The sequence below is a fragment of the Stutzerimonas sp. 21-1 genome (assembly GCF_056336065.1).
In genome coordinates, this window is the sequence record NZ_CM150500.1 from 768,849 (window position 1) to 785,579 (window position 16,731).

Here is a 16,731-nt window from a genome sequence, read left to right on the forward strand (position 1 = left end):
GCTCAGCGCGGCGGATAGTCCGCCAGGGCGCGGTCGACGGCGTCGCGCAGAGCGTCGCGCAACTGGCTGCGGTCGCCACCCTGGCGTGCTTGCGCCTGGTTGCTCCAGACCACGGCGGCGCGGCGCGGATCGAACAGCTCAAGGTTAACCACCAGTACGGTTTCCTCGTAGGTCCGCACCAGCGGCGCGTGCCCCCACATGCCGTAGTCGCTGCCGTAACGGCCGCGGCCATAATAGCTGCCATAGTCGTCGTAGACCTGCCGCAGGCGGGTCTCGCTGCGCACATGGGCAGCGATCTGCAGGTCAGCCGTACCGCCTGGTGCTGGCGGGCGCAGGCCGCGCTGATCGAGCGCGCTGGCGACGATCTCTTGTAGCTCTTCGGGCGTCAGCGAGCCGGTGCCGGCCGGCGGATTGCGCCAGCTCCAGGTGCGATAGCTGGAAAACTCCACCGGTGCTGCCGGATAGGCGCTGCGATCGGGCGTGGCGACGCTGGCCGGCGGCGCATCCGGGATCGGTGTGGCTGCGCTGATGTAGGGGTTGTCGTGCTGGCAGGCGCTCAGGCCCAACGCCAACAGGCAGAGGGTGAGGCGTGCGATCGAGCGTGCCATGAATACCTCCTCGCCGTCAGTGCGGCCGGCACAGCCAGTGCAGGTAGCGCCCGAGACCGGCGAAGGTCGGGTGGCGCCGGTAAGCCAGCTCCATTTCCAGCAGCTCGGCCGGCTCGGTACGCGCCTGGAATTCGGGCGGCATGTAGTCGTGGAAAACGCGCACGCCGCTGCTGTGTTCGACCTGCCACAACGGGGCGAGTTGCGTCGCCAGCTCGCGCGGATCGAGCGGCTGCTGCGGGGTAAGGCTCTGCCGCTCGCCAGCGAACGATTGCGCGCGCAGCTTCTTGAAATGTCCCTTGAGCAGGTTGCGGTAGATCAGCGCGTCGCGGTTGTAGAAGGCCAGCGACAGCCAGCCATCGGCTGCGGTCAGGCGATGCAGCACCGGCAGGATCGCCTGCGGCTCGGCGAGCCACTCCAGTACCGCGTGACAGATCACCAGATCGAAGCGACCGTCGACGCGTGCCTCGACGTCCTGCCAGGGCGCCTGAATGAACGTGGCCTGCTGGCCGGCTTCGGCGAAGCGCTCGCGCGCGCCCTCGAGCATCGGCGCCGCGGGCTCGGCGAGCGTGACGTCATGCCCCTGCTGCGCCAGCCAGAGGCTCATGTGGCCGAGCCCGGCGCCGATGTCGAGCACGCGCAGCGGGCGTCGCGCCAGCACCTCGGCAAGATCGGCCTGCAGCACGGCGAGGCGGATCGCACCCTTGGCGCCGCCGTAGATCTTCTCGGCGAAGCGCGCCGCGAGTTCGTCGAAGTGGCGATCACTCATCGGGCAAAGCGCCTCTCGTTGTCGGCCAGCTTGCTCAGCAGTGCCTGCTCCATGTCGATGCCCAGCTCGCCGCACAGCAACAGCAGGTACATGAGGATGTCACCGACTTCCTGACCGGCGTGTTCGAGCCGCTCGGCGGGTAGCTGGCGCGATTCGTCCTCGCTGAGCCACTGGAAGATTTCCACCAGTTCGGCCATTTCCACGCTGGCCGCCATGGCCAGGTTCTTCGGACTGTGAAAACGCTGCCAGTCGTTGCGATCGCGGATCGCGTACAGGCGCTGGGTGATGGCTTGGATATTCATGAAGGCCACGAGTTACGGGAAGGCGGCTAGCTTCCGCCACTCCTCGCCGGCTCGCAAGGGGCTGGCAGGTGCAGCGGGATTGACGGCCATCAGTGCGCGATTCCTGGAACGGGCCACACTCAAATCATTACCCAGGAGGCGAACCATGTCCCGATTCGAACCGCATGAAGAACTCGAGCGCCTGTCCAGCGAATACCTGCAGCGTGCAGCCGCGCTACGTCGTGATCTGGCGAAGGCTCACGACCCGGATTTCGCCGAGCAGGCACAGGAGCGGCAAAACGATGATGTTCTGCGCAGCCTGCTGATCGAGGCCGAAGAAGAGTTGCGTCTGGTCGGTCTGGCACGCCAGCGACTGGCGCAGGGCCGTTACGGCGAATGCCAGCGCTGCGGCGAGCTGATCGACGAGGCGCGTTTGCGGGCGAAGCCGGCGGCGGAGTTCTGTCTGCAGTGCGCGGCTAGCTGAACTCCGCTGCGCTGAGCCCAGTCAGCAGGGCCGCCCGTTGATCGGTCGATCACCGCTGGGTTCGACGCACCGCTGCTCGCCGTGCTGTTCGATGCGGGGGGACTTGCCGCGCAGGCTCGAGGTCAGGCTGTTCATGAACTTCCCCGCCTGCGCCGGATCGTCGAAGCGCCGGGCGCCGTTCAGCGAGCCCGTATAGCCAGCATTGCTGGAGGCATAGCAGCGTGGGTTGTTCGGGCAGTCCAGGGCGATCACCCAATAGGGACTGTTGATCAGTACCCCCGCCTGGGCGGCAGGGGCAAGCAGGGCGAGAAGAATCAGCAGGCGTTGCACGAGGTTTGCTCCGGAAGTTGAGCGCCGGAGCATAGTCGATCATTCACGCATCGCCTGCGGGGCGGGTCTCAGTGATGCTCGCGGGTGGCGCGGAATTTCACATCCGGCCAGCGCTCTTCCATCAGACTGAGGTTGACCCGGGTCGGGGCCAGGTAGGTGAGGTGGCCGCCGCCGTCGATGGCGAGGTTCTCGTAGGCCTTGTCCTGGAATTCCTTGAGCTTCTTCTCGTCGCTGCACTCGATCCAGCGCGCCGACCAGACGTTGATCGCCTCATACGCGCACTCGACCTTGTATTCCTCCTTCAGGCGGCTGGCGACCACGTCGAACTGCAGCACGCCGACCGCGCCGAGGATGATGTCGTTGTTGCGCTCGGGGAAGAACACCTGGGTGGCGCCTTCTTCGGCTAGCTCCTGCAGGCCTTGGCGTAGCTGCTTGGACTTCAGCGGGTCCTTCAGGCGCACGCGGCGGAACAGTTCCGGGGCGAAGTGCGGAATGCCGGTGAAGCCCAGCGCTTCGCCTTCGGTGAAGGTGTCGCCGATCTGGATGGTGCCGTGGTTGTGCAGGCCGATGATGTCGCCGGCATAGGCTTCTTCCAGCATCTCGCGCTCGCTGGAGAAGAAGGTCAGCGCGTCGGCGATCTTCAGATCCTTCTTGATCCGCACGTGGCGCATCTTCATGCCTTTCTCGTATTTGCCGGAGCAGATGCGCATGAAGGCGATGCGGTCGCGGTGCTTGGGGTCCATGTTCGCCTGGATCTTGAACACGAAGCCGGAGAACTTCTCCTCGACCGGTTCGACCACCCGCTCGTGGGCAGCGCGCGACAGCGGCATCGGCGCCCAGTCGACGATGGCGTCGAGCACCTGATCGACGCCGAAGTTGCCGAGCGCGGTGCCGAAGAACACCGGGGTCATCTCGCCCTTGAGGAAGGCCTGCTCGTCGAACTCGTGGCAGGCGCCCTGGACCAGTTCGAGTTCCTCGACGAAACGCTGGTACATGTCGCCCAGGTGGGTGCGCGCCTCGTCCGAATCCAGCTTGTCGATCACCCGCTGCTCGGTGCGCTCGTGGCCATGGCCCGGCACGTAGACGATGATCTTGTCTTCGCGCAGGTGATAGACGCCCTTGAAGTCGCGGTAGCAGCCGATCGGCCAGGTGATCGGCGCGGCCTTGATCTTCAGCACCGCCTCGATCTCGTCGAGCAGCTCGATGGGGTCACGGATGTCGCGGTCGAGCTTGTTGATGAAGCTGACGATCGGCGTGTCGCGCAGGCGGCAGACTTCCATCAGCGCGATGGTGCGTGGCTCGACGCCCTTGCCGCCGTCGAGGACCATCAGCGCGCTGTCCACGGCGGTCAGGGTGCGGTAGGTGTCTTCGGAGAAGTCTTCGTGACCAGGGGTGTCGAGCAGGTTGATCATGTGCTCGCGGTAGGGGAACTGCATCACCGAGGTGGTGATGGAGATGCCGCGCTGCTTCTCCATCTCCATCCAGTCGGAGGTGGCGTGGCGATCGGACTTGCGCGACTTAACCGTGCCGGCGACCTCGATGGCCTTGCCCATCAGCAGCAGCTTCTCGGTGATGGTGGTCTTGCCCGCATCGGGGTGGGAAATGATGGCGAAGGTACGGCGCTTCGCGACTTCGGCGGCCTGAGTGGTCATCGGAATAAAGGAACCCGTCGACGAGTAGTCGGTCTGTCAGAAAAGGCGGCGATTATAGCGGCAAATGCCTCGGGCTGCGGTTCGCCGGACGCCGGAAAATCGCTGTTTGTGCAGTTTCTGGGACGCTTTGTTTTGAATCGAGAACAAGCCTGAAACGGATGCGTGGCGAGGGTGTTTTTTTGATTGATCTATGTCCCCCTTGGTCCTAAAGTTCGCGCCCGAACGTCCATGCTGGCAACGATCCATCCGGCTCAAGTACTGACGACGAGAGATCGCGCCCGCGATACTCGGCGACATGCCTTGGGAAGTAGGCGAACCAAAGTGGGGAAACTGATCAGGCGTTCTGTTTTTCATCCCTAATCGACTTTCGTTTCCCGTTTTGGAGTTCAGGCATGACCGTCAAGATCGAAGACTATTTCCCCCGCGCGACCTTCCAGAAGATGAAGGCCTTCGCCGACCAGCAAGAAACCCCCTTCGTCGTCATCGACACCGACACCATCGCCAAGGCCTATGACGACCTGCGCGCCGGGTTCGAATTCGCCAAGGTCTACTACGCGGTCAAGGCCAATCCGGCGGTGGAAATCATCGATCTGCTGCGTGACAAGGGTTCGAACTTCGACATCGCCTCCATCTACGAGCTGGACAAGGTGATGGCGCGCGGCGTCGGCCCGGAGCGCATCAGTTACGGCAACACCATCAAGAAGGCCAAGGACATCCGCTACTTCTTCGAGAAGGGCGTGCGTATGTTCGCTACCGATTCCGAGGCCGACCTGCGCAACATCGCCAAGGCGGCGCCGGGCTCCAAGGTGTACGTGCGCATCCTCACCGAGGGTTCGACCACTGCCGATTGGCCGCTGTCGCGCAAGTTCGGCTGCCAGACCGACATGGCGATGGACCTCCTGATCCTTGCCCGCCAGCTGGGTCTGGTGCCGTACGGCCTGTCGTTCCATGTCGGCTCGCAGCAGCGCGACATCTCCGTGTGGGATGCCGCCATCGCCAAGGTCAAGGTGATCTTCGAGCGTCTGAAGGAAGAAGACGGCATCGAGCTGAAGATGATCAACATGGGTGGCGGCTTCCCGGCCAACTACATCACCCGCACCAACAGCCTGGAAACCTACGCCGAGGAAATCATCCGCTTCCTCAAGGAAGACTTCGGCGACGACCTGCCGGAAATCATTCTTGAGCCGGGCCGTTCGCTGATCGCCAACGCCGGCATTCTGGTCAGCGAAGTGGTGCTGGTGGCGCGCAAGTCGCGTACCGCCGTCGAGCGCTGGGTGTACGTCGATGTGGGCAAGTTCAGCGGCCTGATCGAGACGATGGACGAGTCCATCAAGTTCCCCATCTACACCGAGAAGAAGGGCGAGGTGGAGGAAGTGGTGATCGCCGGTCCGACCTGCGACAGCGCCGACATCATGTACGAGAACTACAAGTACGGCCTGCCGCTGAACCTGGCCATCGGCGACCGCCTCTACTGGCTGTCCACCGGTGCCTACACCACCAGCTACAGCGCGGTGGAGTTCAACGGCTTCCCGCCGCTGAAGGCCTTCTACATCTAAGCCGGATGCTACGAAGCAACGCCCCGCTCAGTCGGGGCGTTTTCGTTTGTGCTGCAGAAAGCGGCGTGCGAGCCGGGTGGCTTTAGCCGAAGATGCTGCCGCGCGGCAGCCAGACGATCATCACCGCGCAGAAGACGGTCAGCGCGATGCAGAACCACAGGAAGCGCCGCTGACGCCGCTCGCCGGCGCCGTCGGCCCGTGCCGGCAGCGGCATGCCGCAGTTCAGGCAGTCGGCCTGGTACGGTGGATTTTCCTCCTGGCAGTAGAGGCATTTGGGCATGGTCGATGCTCCTGTGGCTACGGATGCGGCAGGGCGAGGGGCCCGCGTCGGCTCATTCGAACTGCTCCAGCCGCTGGCGATCGAGGATGCTGATCAGCCGGCCTTCCTGGGCGATGATTTCCTCGTCGATCAGGCGGCGGATGATCCGCGAGAAGGTTTCCGGCTGAATCGACAGGTGCCCGGCCACCAGCTGCTTGGCCATCGGCAGCTCGAAGCTGGTGCTGCCGTCCTTGACCCGCGCCAGCTGGGTCAGCAGATAACGCACCACGCGGTGGGTGGCGTTCTTCAGCGACAGCGTTTCGATCTCGTTGATCCGCTGGTGCAGGCGCACGCTGAGTTTGCCGAGCAGGGCGAAGGCCAGGCGCTGGTTGGCCTCCAGCAGGCGCATGTAGGCCGTGTTGGAGAAGCGGTAGACCTGCGACGGGCACACCGCCTGCGCCGAGGCGACGTAGTTGGGTGTGTCCATCAGCATCATGGCTTCGGCGAAGGTCTGCCGGTTGCCGATGACCTCGAAGACCTTCTCCTGACCATCAGGCGTCAGGCGGTAGATCTTGATGGCGCCGGAAATCACGAAGTAGAACGAATGCGCCGGCTCGCCCTGCAGGAACAGGTTGTCGCCCTTGTCGAGATTGAGCAGCTGGCTGGCATTCATCAGCTCGTCCATCTGTTCGTCGTTCAACGGCTCGAACAGGTGGTGGCTGCGAAGAATCTGGTGATGTACGCGATGAAGCACCATGCAAGGCATTCCTGAGTTCTTGATGTGAGGAGCGCGAGCTCGACCGCTCAGCGGCTCGGCCTGGACCGAAGGCGCACGGCGGTGATGCGACGATAGCATTGACCGGCGCGTCGGTTCGAGCGCTCTCCGAGCTGCGCGGCGAGGTCTACTCGGCGCGCAACGGCTGCAGTTCGGCGACCGCCTGCGGGTTCTGGATGACGGGCTGGGCGGTGCTGGCGACCAGATCCAGCGCCAGGCTGCTCGCGGTCGCCAGGATCGAGGCCAGGGCAAGGCCCCAGGCCAGGGGTTGGATGACTTTGTTCATGCGGGCCTCCGTTACTGCAGGAGTGGCGGACACGCCGTCCGCCACGGCATGTCTCTTTCTTCAGCGGGCTTCGGCACCACGAAAGAGAATGTTGTTTTCCAGGTGGATGTGCTGCATCAGATCGCCGCGCAGCTCTTCCAGCCCGCGGTACAGCGCACGCCAGGTGTTGCAGGCGTTGACCGGCGGGGTGATGTCGTTGGTCAGCGCGGACAGTCGCGCCAGCGCGTCGCCATGCTGGTCGTGCTCGTAGCGCATCACCGAGATCGGGCCGTCGGTCTGCGGGGTCTTGATGCCGCGCTGCAGCATCGGGAAGAGGATCTGTTCTTCCTTGAGCATGTGGCTTTCCAGCTCCTGCTGCAGGGTCCACAGCATCTCGGCCAGTCCGTTCGGACAGTCCGGCTTGGCACCGTGCACGTGTTCGACGCGGCTGGCCAGGCGGATCAGTTCGGGCAGCTGCTCGCGGTGGCGCTCGTGGAAGCGCTCGAGGATGTGTTCGATCAGCTCGTTGGTCGGGGCGCTGCGCCAGTCCGGCTCGCCATCGGCCGAGGCGCCGAGCGCCGCCAGTTCGGCTGCGATCTGCGCGGCGTCGAGGCCGCGGCTGGTGGCGGCTTCATGCAGCGGAACGTTGCCGCCGCAGCAGAAGTCCAGGCGGTACTGATGGAACACGCGGGTAGCGCCGGGGATGGAGCAGGCCAGATTGCCAAGGGTTTGATCGGTCAACGCAACGGTCATGATCGAATATCCGGTTGGTGGGAAGTTGTCTGCACGGTCGCAAGCGTTGTGCCAGGTCGGAACCGGCGAATTCTCGGGGCTTGGCAATTCGTGCTGGTTAAATCGACCATTCGCCGTTAGGGTTATAAAAACCTTGAGGGTCCGAAAAACCATGATGGAAGAAGCGCTTCTCGCCGACCTGGTCACCGAACTGCCCAACGCGGTGCGTCTGCAACGGCTGGTGCACACCCTGCATCAGCGGTTTCGCTGCGGCGCCGTGGTGCTGCTGCGCCTGGACGACGACAGCCTGCGGCCGATGGCAGCGGTCGGGCTGGTGCAGGAGGCGCTCGGCCGGCGCTTCGTCGTCGCCCAGCATCCGCGGCTGGCGGCCATCCTCTCGCAGCGCGAGCCGACGTGGTTCGAGCCGGACAGCCGACTGCCCGATCCCTACGACGGCCTGCTCGACGAGCGCGTCGGCGAACCGCTGCCGGTACATGACTGCATGGGCGTCAGCCTCTACGTTGAAGGCAAGCTGTGGGGCGCGCTGACGCTCGATGCGCTGCATGCCGGCACCTTCGACGATGACGCACGCCGCGACCTGCAGCGCTATGCGCTGGTGATCGAGGCGGCGGTGCGCATCACCCGTCTGGAGCACGAGAATCGCGGCCTGCGCCTGGCACGCACGGATACGCTGGAGGCGCGGCTGATTCAGGATGACGGCGAAATCCTCGGCCACAGCGCGGTGATCCGCGATCTGCTGCGCGAGCTGCAGGTGGTCGCCGATTCCGAGCTGCCGGTGCTGCTGCTCGGCGAAACCGGTGTCGGCAAGGAGCTGTTCGCCCGCTGGTTGCACCGCCACTCGCGGCGGCGCAACAAGCCGCTGGTGCACGTCAACTGCGCGGCGCTGCCCGAGTCGCTGGCCGAGAGCGAGCTGTTCGGCCACGTCAAAGGTGCGTTCTCCGGCGCCACCACCGACCGCCCGGGTCGGTTCGACGCAGCCAATGGCGGCACGCTGCTGCTCGACGAGGTTGGCGAGCTGCCGCTGACGGTACAGGCCAAGCTGCTGCGTGCGCTGCAGAACGGCGAGATCCAGCGCCTGGGGGCGGATCAGCCGCGGCGGGTGGATGTGCGCATCATCGCCGCGACCAACCGCAACCTGCGCGACAGCGTACGCGACGGGCATTTCCGCGCCGATCTCTACCATCGCCTGTCGGTCTACCCGGCGCCGATCCCGCCGCTGCGCGAGCGCGGCAACGATGTGCTGATCCTTGCCGGGCACTTCCTCGAACTCAATCGCGCTCGCCTGGGGCTGCGCAGTGTGCGCCTGTCGCCGACCGCCGAGCGCGCGCTGCTCGGTTACGACTGGCCGGGCAATGTGCGTGAGTTGGAGCACGTGATCAGCCGCGCCGCGCTGCGTCTGCTCAGCCGCGGTGGCTCGCGCAGCGAGATCCTCACCCTGGAGGCGGACATGCTGGCGCTGGACAGTCGTCCCGAAGGCCCTGCTGCGGTGGTGGTCGAGCCGCTGCAGGTGGGCGAGCGAATCCTGCCGCTGCGCGAGACGGTGGATGCCAGCCGGCGCCTGGCCATCGTCCGAGCGCTCGAGGCCAGCGGTGAAAACTGGGCGCAGGCCGCGCGGCTGCTGGATGTCGATCCGAGCAACCTGCACAAGCTGGCGCGCCGGCTCAAGCTCAAGTAGCGCGACGGTCGTCGGCCGGTTGGAGACGCTGGCGCGACGGCATGGTCTACCCTCATTGCGCACCCGCCGAGGAGACCCGTCATGGCGCTGAACCAGGAAGAATTCGACGGCTTGCTGAGCCAGGCGCTGGCTCATGCCGAGCTGGCCGCCCGCGAAAACGAACCGCTGCACTATCGCGAAGCCTTTGTCGCCACGCTCAAGGCCATGCGCCTGCTGGGCGAAGAGTCCGGCGCCTGGCGGCAGATGGTCGCCCGCGCCACCGAGGAATTTGAGGGCGACGAAGGCGTCTGAGCCGCTGTCCGTCGGGTTTTCGCCATGCCGCGCGCGGCGCTCGTGGCGCCGGCTGCCCCCGGGTCGATCTTGACGCCCATCAATGCTGGCCCCCTGTCAGCTGCCTAGACTGCCGGCTGTTTTTGCTCCGTTCAGCCCGAACGATCGCTGTACCTCGGGGTGCAGCGCGCATTATCCGAACGTCTAGGAGTTGCCATGCACCTGGTCTGCCCGGCAGGAAGCCTGCCCGCGCTCAAGGCCGCCGTCCAGCAGGGCGCCGATGCCATCTATGTCGGTTTTCGCGACGACACCAACGCCCGTCACTTCGCCGGACTCAACCTCGACGAGAAGCAGCTCGACAAGGGTCTGCAGCTGATCCGCGAGAAGGGCCGGCAGCTGTACGTGGCCGTCAACACCTATGCGCAACCCGAAGGCTGGGAGCGCTGGCAGCGCTCGGTGGATCAGGCCGCCGACCTCGGCGTCGATGCATTGATTGCCGCCGACCCCGGCGTGCTCGGCTACGCCAGCAAGCGTCACCCCAAGCTCAAGCTGCACCTCTCGGTACAGGGCTCGGCGACCAACGCCGCGTCGCTGGGGTTCTACCAGGAGCGCTACGGCATCAGTCGTGCGGTGCTGCCGCGCGTGCTGTCGCTCAAGCAGGTCAAGCAGGTCGCCGCCAGCAGCCCGGTGCCGATCGAGGTGTTCGCCTTCGGCAGCCTGTGCATCATGGCCGAGGGCCGCTGCCACCTGTCGTCCTATCTCACCGGCGAGTCGCCGAACCTTTGCGGCGTCTGCTCGCCGGCCAAGGCGGTGCGCTGGAGCGAGGAGCCCGAAGGGCTGACCTCGCGCCTGAACAACGTGCTCATCGACCGCTACGCCGAGGGCGAATCGGCCGGCTATCCGACGCTGTGCAAAGGCCGCTTCATGGTCAATGGCCAGCGTTTCCACGCGCTCGAAGAGCCGACCAGTCTGAACACCCTCGACCTGATTCCCGAACTGGCCGCCATCGGCGTCACCGCTATGAAGATTGAAGGCCGCCAGCGCAGCCCGGCCTATGTCGAGCAGGTCACCCGCGTCTGGCGCGCCGCGCTGGACAGCTACCTCAAGGCCCCGCAGCGCTACAGCGTGCAGCCGGCCTGGCGCGAGGCGCTCGACGGGCTGTCCGAAGGCTCGCAAACCACCCTGGGTGCCTACCACCGGGCCTGGCAATGAACGAGGAAGCCACCATGAAACTTTCCCTGGGCCCCATCCTGTTCTACTGGGACCGTCAGCAGACCCTGGACTTCTACGCCAACATGGCCAGCCAGCCGCTGGACGTGATCTACATGGGCGAAACCGTCTGCTCCAAGCGCCGCGCGATGATGCTCGACGACTGGCTGGGGCTGGCGCGCGATCTGGCCGAGGTCACCTCGGCGCAACTGGTGCTGTCCGGCCTGACGCTGGTCGAGGCGGCCTCCGAACTCTCCAGCCTGCGGCGCCTGTGCGACAACGGCCAGCTGCTGGTCGAAGCCAACGACATGGGCGCGGTGCAGCTGCTGGCCGAGCGCAAGCTGCCGTTCGTCGGCGGTCCGGCGCTGAACCTGTACAACGGCCATGCTCTGGCCGAACTGGTCAACAGTGGCATGCAGCGCTGGGTCCCGCCGGTGGAAGCCTCTGGCGCGCTGATCAAGAGTGCCCGCGCGCAGCTGCAGGGACTGGGCGTCACGCTGCCGGAGATCGAAATCTTCGCCTACGGCCACCTGCCGCTGGCCTATTCGGCGCGCTGCTTCACCGCCCGTGCCGAGAACCGGCCGAAGGATGATTGCCAGTTCTGCTGCCAGAACTACCCGGAGGGCATCCCGTTGCTCAGCCAGGAAGGTGAGGCGCTGTTCACCATCAACGGCATCCAGACCATGTCCGCCTCGGTCAGCAACCTGCTGGCCGACTACGAAGGGCTGGTCGACAGCGGTGCCGACCTGCTGCGTCTGAGCCCGCGTGCCGCCGGCATGGAAGAGGTGATCGCCGCGTTCGACGCCGTGCGCAAGGGCGCACTGCCGCCGCTGGCGGTGGACGGTTGCAATGGTTATTGGCATGGCCAGCCGGGCATGCTGCGTGCCGAGGAGGCCGGTTTATGCTGAACCCGCGTGCCCATCTGGTGAACCTCGGCGGGCGTCTGCTGCCGCTGGCGGCCAAGACGCCGTTCCTGCTGCAGCGCCTGGCGCTGGAGCGCAGTCTCAATCAGATCTTCGCCGAGGCGCTGGCCGACGGCGCCTTCGACGTGCTGGAAGGTCACTGGATGAAGCTCGAGGTCATCGACCTCGGACTGGCCTGGTGCCTGACCTGCGAGCGGGAAAAGCTGCGCATCGCCGCGCAGGCGCCGGTGGAGGTGAGCATCCGCGGCAACTGGCGCGAATTCCTCCTGCTGGCCAGCCGTCAGGAAGACCCGGACACGCTGTTCTTCCGTCGTCGGCTGATCATCGAAGGCGATACCGAGCTGGGCCTGGCGATCAAGAACCTGATCGACAGCCTCGATCCCGATACGCTGCCGTCTTGGTTGTGGAAGATGCTGCAAGGTGCCGGCGAGGAAGTGGCGCGCGCGGGCAAGGCGCAGCCGGCGTAACAGGACAGTTGCTCTGAGGGGGGCGACAAGGCGGGGCATGCCCCGCCTTTTTTATGCGTACTTCGCAGCGCCGCTAAGCGCGCGCAGGTGGAGCGTTGCGCTTCAGCAGACCCGCAGGCGGCGCGGCTGCATGCGGTCGCTGGCGATGATGTCCTTCATATCCTCGAACAACGCGTCGGCTTCTTCCGCGCTGCAGTCCTCGCGATAGCGCTTGCGCAGGCCGTAGCTGCTGAGGGTGATGTGCACGTCGGGCGTGACGCCATGCTGGGCCAGGCACGCGCGTGCGCAGTGCAGCGGGCAGCCGTCGATGGCCAGGATCGGCCGGCCGGAATGCGCCTTGCGCACCAGCGCCTCGACGCGACCGCCGACGCCGGCAATGCAGGACATTTCCGCCAGCCCGGCGCGATCGAGACGTACGGCGAGGGTATTGGCCATCTGCGCCACGTTGGAGCAGCCCGAGCAGGAATACACCAAAGGTTGAATGCTGGACTTGGTCATGAGCTCCTCCCGCTGCGTGAAACCGAAAGGCAGTATCGCGCCCGACCCCGGGCGCGGCCTTGATGATGATCAAGATGCCTGAGGCGATCCGCCGCAGGCCTACTCGTCGTAGGCGGTCAGCGCGCGGCTGTCGAGAATCTCGATACGGCGGCGTTGCACGGCGATGGTTCCGGACTCGACCAGCCGATGCAGGATGCGCGAAAAGGTTTCCGGCTGGATGCCCAGCTTGGAGGCGATCAGCCGCTTGGGCACGTCGAGTGTGATCACGCCGCTGTCGTCGCTCTGCGCCTGGGCGAGAAAGCGCGCCACTCGGCGACTGGCGTTGGCCAGCGTGAGGGTGTCGATTTCGCCCATGCGCTGGTGCAGGCGCACACTGAGCGTGGCGAGGATTTCCAGGCAGATCGCCGGGTGCTCCTCAAGCATGCGGCGGTACTGCGGGCCGTTCAGGCTGGCGACCAGGCTGGTCTTGAGCGCCGTGGCGCTGACCGGATACAGCGGGGTGCCGCGAAACAGCAGCGCCTCGGCAAACGACTCGCCCGGACGCATCACCTCGACCAGTTTCTCCTGACCGTCGCAGATCACCCGGTGCAGCTTGATCTGCCCGCTGAACAGGAAATAGAAGCGGTCGGCCTTGTCGCCCTGATGGAATAGCGAAGCACCTGCAGGCAGGCGCTTGAGGTTGGCCGTGGCGCAGATTTCCTGCATGGCGGCTTCCGGCAGGCGACTGAACAGGTGATGACGGCGCAGCCCGGCGATGAGCGACGGTTCTGTAAGCATGGCTCCTCCCCCGGCACCGGGCCGGGATGGTTCGAGGCTGCATCCTAGAAGGTGGCTGCCCGGATTTTCCTTGACCGCGGACAAGTTGGGGCGTCGTCGCACGCCGCCCACCACCTCCCGTCGATGTTTTGCCCGACTTGATGATGGTCAATTCGCCGTAACCGTTTAGTCCGTAGATTCCCACTATCTTGTGTGTAAGTTCGTATTGAATATCAACATATAGTATTTCGGAGGCGGGATGGACGAGCGGGTTGAGGGAGCGGTGTCAAGGATGTTGCGCAAGCGCGATGGACGGCGGGTCGCATTCGAACTGGACAAGATCAGCCGCGCCATCGCTGCGGCGGGTGAGGCCACTGGCGAATTCGGCGATGCGGCGGCGCTGACCTTGGCCGACACCGTGCAGCGGCAGCTTGCCGGGCTGGACGAGGTCGATGTCGAACAGGTGCAGGATCGCGTCGAACATGCACTGATGCGCGCCGGCTACTTCGACACCGCGCGGGCCTACATCGTCTACCGCGAGCGGCACGGGCGCCTGCGCCGCGACCGCAAGGCCATCGTCGATGTCGCCTCGTCGATGAACGAGTACCTCTCGCGCGAGGACTGGCGCGTGCGTGCCAACGCCAACCAGGGCTATTCGCTGGGCGGGCTGATCCTCAACGTGTCCGGCAAGGTGACCGCCAACTACTGGCTGGACGAGGTCTACAGCCCGGAAATCGGCCGCGCTCACCGCGACGGCGATCTGCACATCCATGATCTGGACATGCTCGCCGGCTACTGCGCCGGCTGGTCGCTGCGCACGCTGCTCAACGAGGGCTTCAACGGCATTCCCGGGCGGGTCGAGGCGGGGCCGCCCAAGCACCTTTCCAGCGCGCTGGGGCAGATGGTCAACTTCCTCGGCACGCTGCAGAACGAATGGGCCGGCGCGCAGGCGTTCAGCTCGTTCGATACCTATCTCGCGCCCTTCGTGCGCAAGGACAACCTCGGTTTTGACGAGGTGCGCCAGGCGATCCAGGAATTCATCTACAACCTCAACGTGCCGTCGCGCTGGGGCACGCAGACACCGTTCACCAACCTGACCTTCGACTGGGTCTGTCCCGAGGACTTGCGCGAGCAGATTCCCTATATCGGCGGCGAGGAGATGCCCTTCGCCTACGGCGAGCTGCAGGCGGAGATGGAGCTGATCAACCGCGCCTATATAGAAGTCATGCAGGCTGGCGACGGTCTGGGCCGGGTGTTCACCTTCCCGATTCCGACCTACAACATCACCCACGATTTCCCCTGGGACAGCGAGAATGCCGAGCGTCTGTTCGAGATGACCGCGCGTTACGGGCTGCCGTACTTCCAGAACTTCCTCAACTCGGACATGCAGCCCAACCAGGTGCGCTCGATGTGCTGTCGCCTGCAACTGGACGTGCGCGAGTTGCTCAAGCGCGGCGGCGGGCTGTTCGGTTCGGCCGAGCAGACCGGCTCGCTCGGCGTGGTGACCATCAACTGCGCGCGGCTGGGCTATCTGCACGCCGGCGACAAGGCCGCGCTGCTCGAGCATCTGGACGCGCTGCTGGACATGGCGCGGCAGAGCCTCGAGGTCAAGCGCAAGGTGATCCAGCATCACATGGATGCCGGGCTCTACCCGTACACCAAGCGTTACCTCGGCACGCTACGCAATCACTTCTCCACCATCGGCGTGAACGGCCTGCACGAGATGGTGCGCAACTTCACCGACGACAGCGAAGGCATGCACACGCCGGCCGGCCGCGTGCTGGCCGTGGAGCTGCTCGACCATGTCCGCGCGCGGCTGGTGCAGTTCCAGGAAGCCACCGGCCACCTCTACAACCTCGAGGCGACGCCCGCCGAGGGCACCACCTACCGCTTCGCCAAGGAAGACAAGAAGCGCTTCCCGGACATCCTCCAGGCCGGCTCGGCCGAAGCGCCGTACTACACCAACTCCTCGCAGCTGCCAGTGGGCTTCACCGACGATCCCTTCGAGGCACTGGCGCTGCAGGACGAGCTGCAGACCAAGTACACCGGCGGCACCGTGCTGCACCTGTACATGGCCGAGCAGATTTCCTCCACCGAGGCCTGCAAGAAGCTGGTGCGCAACGCGCTGTCGCGTTTCCGCCTGCCGTACCTGACGGTGACGCCGACGTTCTCGATCTGCCCGGTGCACGGCTACCTGGCCGGCGAGCACGAGTTCTGCCCGAAGTGCGACGAGGCCCTGCTGCACAAGCAGCGCGCCGAAGCGGCATTGCCCGCCTGAACTGCGACCCCATGCCCCGCAGCTCCGCATGGTGCGGCGCTGCATACTCACACCCCAGCAAGTAAGGAGAAGCACCATGAGCCAAGCCAGCCAACTGCCCCAGGACCAACGCCAGCGTTGTGAAGTCTGGACCCGCGTGATGGGCTATCACCGCCCGGTCGCGGCGTTCAATCCGGGCAAGCAGTCCGAGCACCGCGAGCGCCTGCATTTCACCGAAGCGGCGGCGCGGTGACCGCAGCGCTGCGCGTCGGGGGCCTCGTGCCCCTGACCACCCTGGATTTCCCCGATCATCTGGCCTGCGTGCTGTTCTGCCAGGGCTGCGGCTGGCGCTGTCGCTACTGTCACAACCCGCAGCTGATCCCCGCCTGCGGCAGTGAGGAAAAGCCCTGGGCGGAGATTCTCGCGTTCCTCGAGCAACGCATCGGCCTGCTCGAGGCGGTGGTGTTCAGCGGTGGCGAACCGACCCTGCAGACCGCGCTACCGGAGGCCATCGCCCAGGTGCGGGCGCTGGGCTACAAGGTCGGCCTGCACAGTGCCGGGATCAAGCCGAAGCTGTTTCGTCAGGTGCTGCCGCTGGTGGACTGGGTCGGCTTCGACATCAAGGCACTGCCCGAGCAGAGCACGCTGATCACCGGCGTGGAGGGCAGCGGCAAGGCCAACTGGAAGAGCCTCGACCATCTGCTGGAAAGTGGCGTCGAGCACGAGTGCCGGACCACCGTGCACTGGAATCTGTTCGATGCCGAGCAGCTCTGGGACATGGCCCAGCGTCTGCGCACCCGTGGCGTCGAACGCTTCGTGGTGCAGTGCGTGCGCACCGCGCGCATGCTCGACTCCAGCCTGGCCGACAGCACGGCGCCGTATGACCTGCAACGTCTCTGGGAGCGCCTGGACCGGCTGTTCCCCTCGTTCGTCGTGCGCGGTTGAGC

Annotated in this window: 21 protein-coding genes; 10 read left to right on the plus strand and 11 right to left on the minus strand. The window is 65.4% G+C overall.

The window, feature by feature from the left end:
* Window positions 1-2: 2 nt before the first annotated feature.
* The 3 genes from AC0ZJQ_RS03700 to AC0ZJQ_RS03710 are packed head-to-tail and all read right to left on the minus strand — an operon-like array spanning window position 3 to window position 1,676.
* Window positions 3-608, minus strand: a complete 606-nt coding sequence (locus AC0ZJQ_RS03700; RefSeq protein WP_476477347.1) for a DUF4136 domain-containing protein — start codon at window positions 606-608, stop codon at window positions 3-5.
* A 16-nt stretch (window positions 609-624) separates the two neighbouring features.
* Window positions 625-1,374 carry a methyltransferase domain-containing protein gene (locus AC0ZJQ_RS03705; protein ID WP_165594036.1) on the minus strand — a complete coding sequence of 250 codons (750 nt, stop codon included), beginning with the start codon at window positions 1,372-1,374 and terminating at the stop codon, window positions 625-627.
* Window positions 1,371-1,676 carry a nucleotide pyrophosphohydrolase gene (locus AC0ZJQ_RS03710; protein WP_165594035.1) on the minus strand — a complete coding sequence of 102 codons (306 nt, stop codon included), beginning with the start codon at window positions 1,674-1,676 and terminating at the stop codon, window positions 1,371-1,373. Before AC0ZJQ_RS03710 ends, AC0ZJQ_RS03705 begins: the two co-directional genes overlap by 4 nt.
* A 145-nt stretch (window positions 1,677-1,821) precedes the next feature.
* On the opposite strand from AC0ZJQ_RS03710, the gene AC0ZJQ_RS03715 reads away from it, so the two are divergent.
* The gene (locus tag AC0ZJQ_RS03715; protein WP_476477348.1) at window positions 1,822-2,139 is read left to right on the plus strand and encodes a TraR/DksA family transcriptional regulator; all 318 of its coding nucleotides are present in this window, start codon (window positions 1,822-1,824) and stop codon (window positions 2,137-2,139) included.
* A 21-nt stretch (window positions 2,140-2,160) separates the two neighbouring features.
* On the opposite strand, the gene AC0ZJQ_RS03720 is transcribed toward AC0ZJQ_RS03715, so the two are convergent.
* Together AC0ZJQ_RS03720 and AC0ZJQ_RS03725 are read right to left on the minus strand one after the other, a co-directional pair.
* On the minus strand, window positions 2,161-2,469 hold the full coding sequence (locus AC0ZJQ_RS03720) for a hypothetical protein (protein ID WP_476477349.1): 309 nt from the start codon (window positions 2,467-2,469) through the stop codon (window positions 2,161-2,163).
* A gap of 68 nt (window positions 2,470-2,537) precedes the next feature.
* Window positions 2,538-4,121, minus strand: coding sequence for a peptide chain release factor 3 (locus AC0ZJQ_RS03725; protein WP_476477350.1), 1,584 nt, complete (start codon window positions 4,119-4,121; stop codon window positions 2,538-2,540).
* A 392-nt stretch (window positions 4,122-4,513) separates the two neighbouring features.
* Between AC0ZJQ_RS03725 and AC0ZJQ_RS03730 the strand changes: the two genes are divergently transcribed.
* Entirely contained in the window at window positions 4,514-5,677 is a 1,164-nt protein-coding gene (locus AC0ZJQ_RS03730; RefSeq protein ID WP_008567391.1) for a type III PLP-dependent enzyme, read from the plus strand.
* 82 nt (window positions 5,678-5,759) lie between these two features.
* Here AC0ZJQ_RS03730 and AC0ZJQ_RS03735 read toward each other — a convergent pair whose 3' ends face one another.
* The 4 genes from AC0ZJQ_RS03735 to ytfE form a co-directional block, all read right to left on the minus strand.
* A complete protein-coding gene (locus AC0ZJQ_RS03735) occupies window positions 5,760-5,957 on the minus strand; it encodes a DnrP protein (RefSeq protein ID WP_165594033.1) in 198 nt (65 codons plus the stop codon).
* Window positions 5,958-6,009: 52 nt separating this feature from the next.
* Window positions 6,010-6,693, minus strand: a complete 684-nt coding sequence (locus AC0ZJQ_RS03740) for a Crp/Fnr family transcriptional regulator (protein WP_008567389.1) — start codon at window positions 6,691-6,693, stop codon at window positions 6,010-6,012.
* Between the two features lie 145 nt (window positions 6,694-6,838).
* Window positions 6,839-6,997 (minus strand): hypothetical protein, encoded by a 159-nt coding sequence (locus AC0ZJQ_RS03745; RefSeq protein ID WP_165594031.1) that lies wholly within the window; start codon window positions 6,995-6,997, stop codon window positions 6,839-6,841.
* Window positions 6,998-7,057: 60 nt separating this feature from the next.
* On the minus strand, window positions 7,058-7,729 hold the full coding sequence (ytfE, locus tag AC0ZJQ_RS03750; RefSeq protein ID WP_237264440.1) for an iron-sulfur cluster repair protein YtfE: 672 nt from the start codon (window positions 7,727-7,729) through the stop codon (window positions 7,058-7,060).
* Between the two features lie 151 nt (window positions 7,730-7,880).
* On the opposite strand from ytfE, the gene norR reads away from it, so the two are divergent.
* The 5 genes from norR (at window position 7,881) to ubiT (ending at window position 12,273) form a co-directional block, all read left to right on the plus strand.
* A complete protein-coding gene (gene norR, locus AC0ZJQ_RS03755) occupies window positions 7,881-9,404 on the plus strand; it encodes a nitric oxide reductase transcriptional regulator NorR (protein ID WP_476477351.1) in 1,524 nt (507 codons plus the stop codon).
* An 81-nt stretch (window positions 9,405-9,485) separates the two neighbouring features.
* Window positions 9,486-9,695, plus strand: coding sequence for a hypothetical protein (locus tag AC0ZJQ_RS03760; protein WP_003287976.1), 210 nt, complete (start codon window positions 9,486-9,488; stop codon window positions 9,693-9,695).
* 195 nt (window positions 9,696-9,890) lie between these two features.
* Entirely contained in the window at window positions 9,891-10,886 is a 996-nt protein-coding gene (gene ubiU, locus AC0ZJQ_RS03765; protein ID WP_008567383.1) for a ubiquinone anaerobic biosynthesis protein UbiU, read from the plus strand.
* 14 nt (window positions 10,887-10,900) lie between these two features.
* Window positions 10,901-11,791 (plus strand): U32 family peptidase, encoded by an 891-nt coding sequence (locus AC0ZJQ_RS03770; RefSeq protein WP_003287974.1) that lies wholly within the window; start codon window positions 10,901-10,903, stop codon window positions 11,789-11,791.
* Window positions 11,785-12,273, plus strand: coding sequence for a ubiquinone anaerobic biosynthesis accessory factor UbiT (gene ubiT / locus AC0ZJQ_RS03775; RefSeq protein ID WP_054093521.1), 489 nt, complete (start codon window positions 11,785-11,787; stop codon window positions 12,271-12,273). Before AC0ZJQ_RS03770 ends, ubiT begins: the two co-directional genes overlap by 7 nt.
* Window positions 12,274-12,375: 102 nt before the next feature.
* Here the strand turns inward: ubiT and AC0ZJQ_RS03780 are convergent, their stop codons facing one another.
* Window positions 12,376-12,771 (minus strand): putative zinc-binding protein, encoded by a 396-nt coding sequence (locus AC0ZJQ_RS03780; protein WP_003287972.1) that lies wholly within the window; start codon window positions 12,769-12,771, stop codon window positions 12,376-12,378.
* Window positions 12,772-12,870: 99 nt separating this feature from the next.
* On the minus strand, window positions 12,871-13,548 hold the full coding sequence (locus tag AC0ZJQ_RS03785; protein ID WP_003287970.1) for a Crp/Fnr family transcriptional regulator: 678 nt from the start codon (window positions 13,546-13,548) through the stop codon (window positions 12,871-12,873).
* 271 nt (window positions 13,549-13,819) lie between these two features.
* On the opposite strand from AC0ZJQ_RS03785, the gene AC0ZJQ_RS03790 reads away from it, so the two are divergent.
* From AC0ZJQ_RS03790 to AC0ZJQ_RS03800, 3 genes are all read left to right on the plus strand, one after another.
* Window positions 13,820-15,805 carry a ribonucleoside triphosphate reductase gene (locus AC0ZJQ_RS03790; RefSeq protein ID WP_476477352.1) on the plus strand — a complete coding sequence of 662 codons (1,986 nt, stop codon included), beginning with the start codon at window positions 13,820-13,822 and terminating at the stop codon, window positions 15,803-15,805.
* Between the two features lie 76 nt (window positions 15,806-15,881).
* Entirely contained in the window at window positions 15,882-16,037 is a 156-nt protein-coding gene (nrdD, locus tag AC0ZJQ_RS03795; protein WP_003287967.1) for an anaerobic ribonucleoside-triphosphate reductase, read from the plus strand.
* Window positions 16,034-16,729 (plus strand): anaerobic ribonucleoside-triphosphate reductase activating protein, encoded by a 696-nt coding sequence (locus AC0ZJQ_RS03800; protein ID WP_476477353.1) that lies wholly within the window; start codon window positions 16,034-16,036, stop codon window positions 16,727-16,729. Before nrdD ends, AC0ZJQ_RS03800 begins: the two co-directional genes overlap by 4 nt.
* Window positions 16,730-16,731: the final 2 nt, after the last annotated feature.

Excerpts from the sequence above, each read along its gene's own strand:
- AC0ZJQ_RS03700 (WP_476477347.1), bottom strand. The coding sequence starts at position 608 with ATGGCACGCTCGATCGCACGCCTCACCCTCTGCCTGTTGGCGTTGGGC.
- AC0ZJQ_RS03705 (WP_165594036.1), bottom strand. The coding sequence starts at position 1,374 with ATGAGTGATCGCCACTTCGACGAACTCGCGGCGCGCTTCGCCGAGAAG.
- AC0ZJQ_RS03710 (WP_165594035.1), bottom strand. The coding sequence starts at position 1,676 with ATGAATATCCAAGCCATCACCCAGCGCCTGTACGCGATCCGCGATCGC.
- AC0ZJQ_RS03715 (WP_476477348.1), top strand. The coding sequence starts at position 1,822 with ATGTCCCGATTCGAACCGCATGAAGAACTCGAGCGCCTGTCCAGCGAA.
- AC0ZJQ_RS03725 (WP_476477350.1), bottom strand. The coding sequence starts at position 4,121 with ATGACCACTCAGGCCGCCGAAGTCGCGAAGCGCCGTACCTTCGCCATC.
- AC0ZJQ_RS03730 (WP_008567391.1), top strand. The coding sequence starts at position 4,514 with ATGACCGTCAAGATCGAAGACTATTTCCCCCGCGCGACCTTCCAGAAG.
- AC0ZJQ_RS03735 (WP_165594033.1), bottom strand. The coding sequence starts at position 5,957 with ATGCCCAAATGCCTCTACTGCCAGGAGGAAAATCCACCGTACCAGGCC.
- AC0ZJQ_RS03740 (WP_008567389.1), bottom strand. The coding sequence starts at position 6,693 with ATGGTGCTTCATCGCGTACATCACCAGATTCTTCGCAGCCACCACCTG.
- AC0ZJQ_RS03745 (WP_165594031.1), bottom strand. The coding sequence starts at position 6,997 with ATGAACAAAGTCATCCAACCCCTGGCCTGGGGCCTTGCCCTGGCCTCG.
- ytfE (WP_237264440.1), bottom strand. The coding sequence starts at position 7,729 with ATGACCGTTGCGTTGACCGATCAAACCCTTGGCAATCTGGCCTGCTCC.
- norR (WP_476477351.1), top strand. The coding sequence starts at position 7,881 with ATGATGGAAGAAGCGCTTCTCGCCGACCTGGTCACCGAACTGCCCAAC.
- AC0ZJQ_RS03760 (WP_003287976.1), top strand. The coding sequence starts at position 9,486 with ATGGCGCTGAACCAGGAAGAATTCGACGGCTTGCTGAGCCAGGCGCTG.
- ubiU (WP_008567383.1), top strand. The coding sequence starts at position 9,891 with ATGCACCTGGTCTGCCCGGCAGGAAGCCTGCCCGCGCTCAAGGCCGCC.
- AC0ZJQ_RS03770 (WP_003287974.1), top strand. The coding sequence starts at position 10,901 with ATGAAACTTTCCCTGGGCCCCATCCTGTTCTACTGGGACCGTCAGCAG.
- ubiT (WP_054093521.1), top strand. The coding sequence starts at position 11,785 with ATGCTGAACCCGCGTGCCCATCTGGTGAACCTCGGCGGGCGTCTGCTG.
- AC0ZJQ_RS03780 (WP_003287972.1), bottom strand. The coding sequence starts at position 12,771 with ATGACCAAGTCCAGCATTCAACCTTTGGTGTATTCCTGCTCGGGCTGC.
- AC0ZJQ_RS03785 (WP_003287970.1), bottom strand. The coding sequence starts at position 13,548 with ATGCTTACAGAACCGTCGCTCATCGCCGGGCTGCGCCGTCATCACCTG.
- AC0ZJQ_RS03790 (WP_476477352.1), top strand. The coding sequence starts at position 13,820 with ATGTTGCGCAAGCGCGATGGACGGCGGGTCGCATTCGAACTGGACAAG.
- nrdD (WP_003287967.1), top strand. The coding sequence starts at position 15,882 with ATGAGCCAAGCCAGCCAACTGCCCCAGGACCAACGCCAGCGTTGTGAA.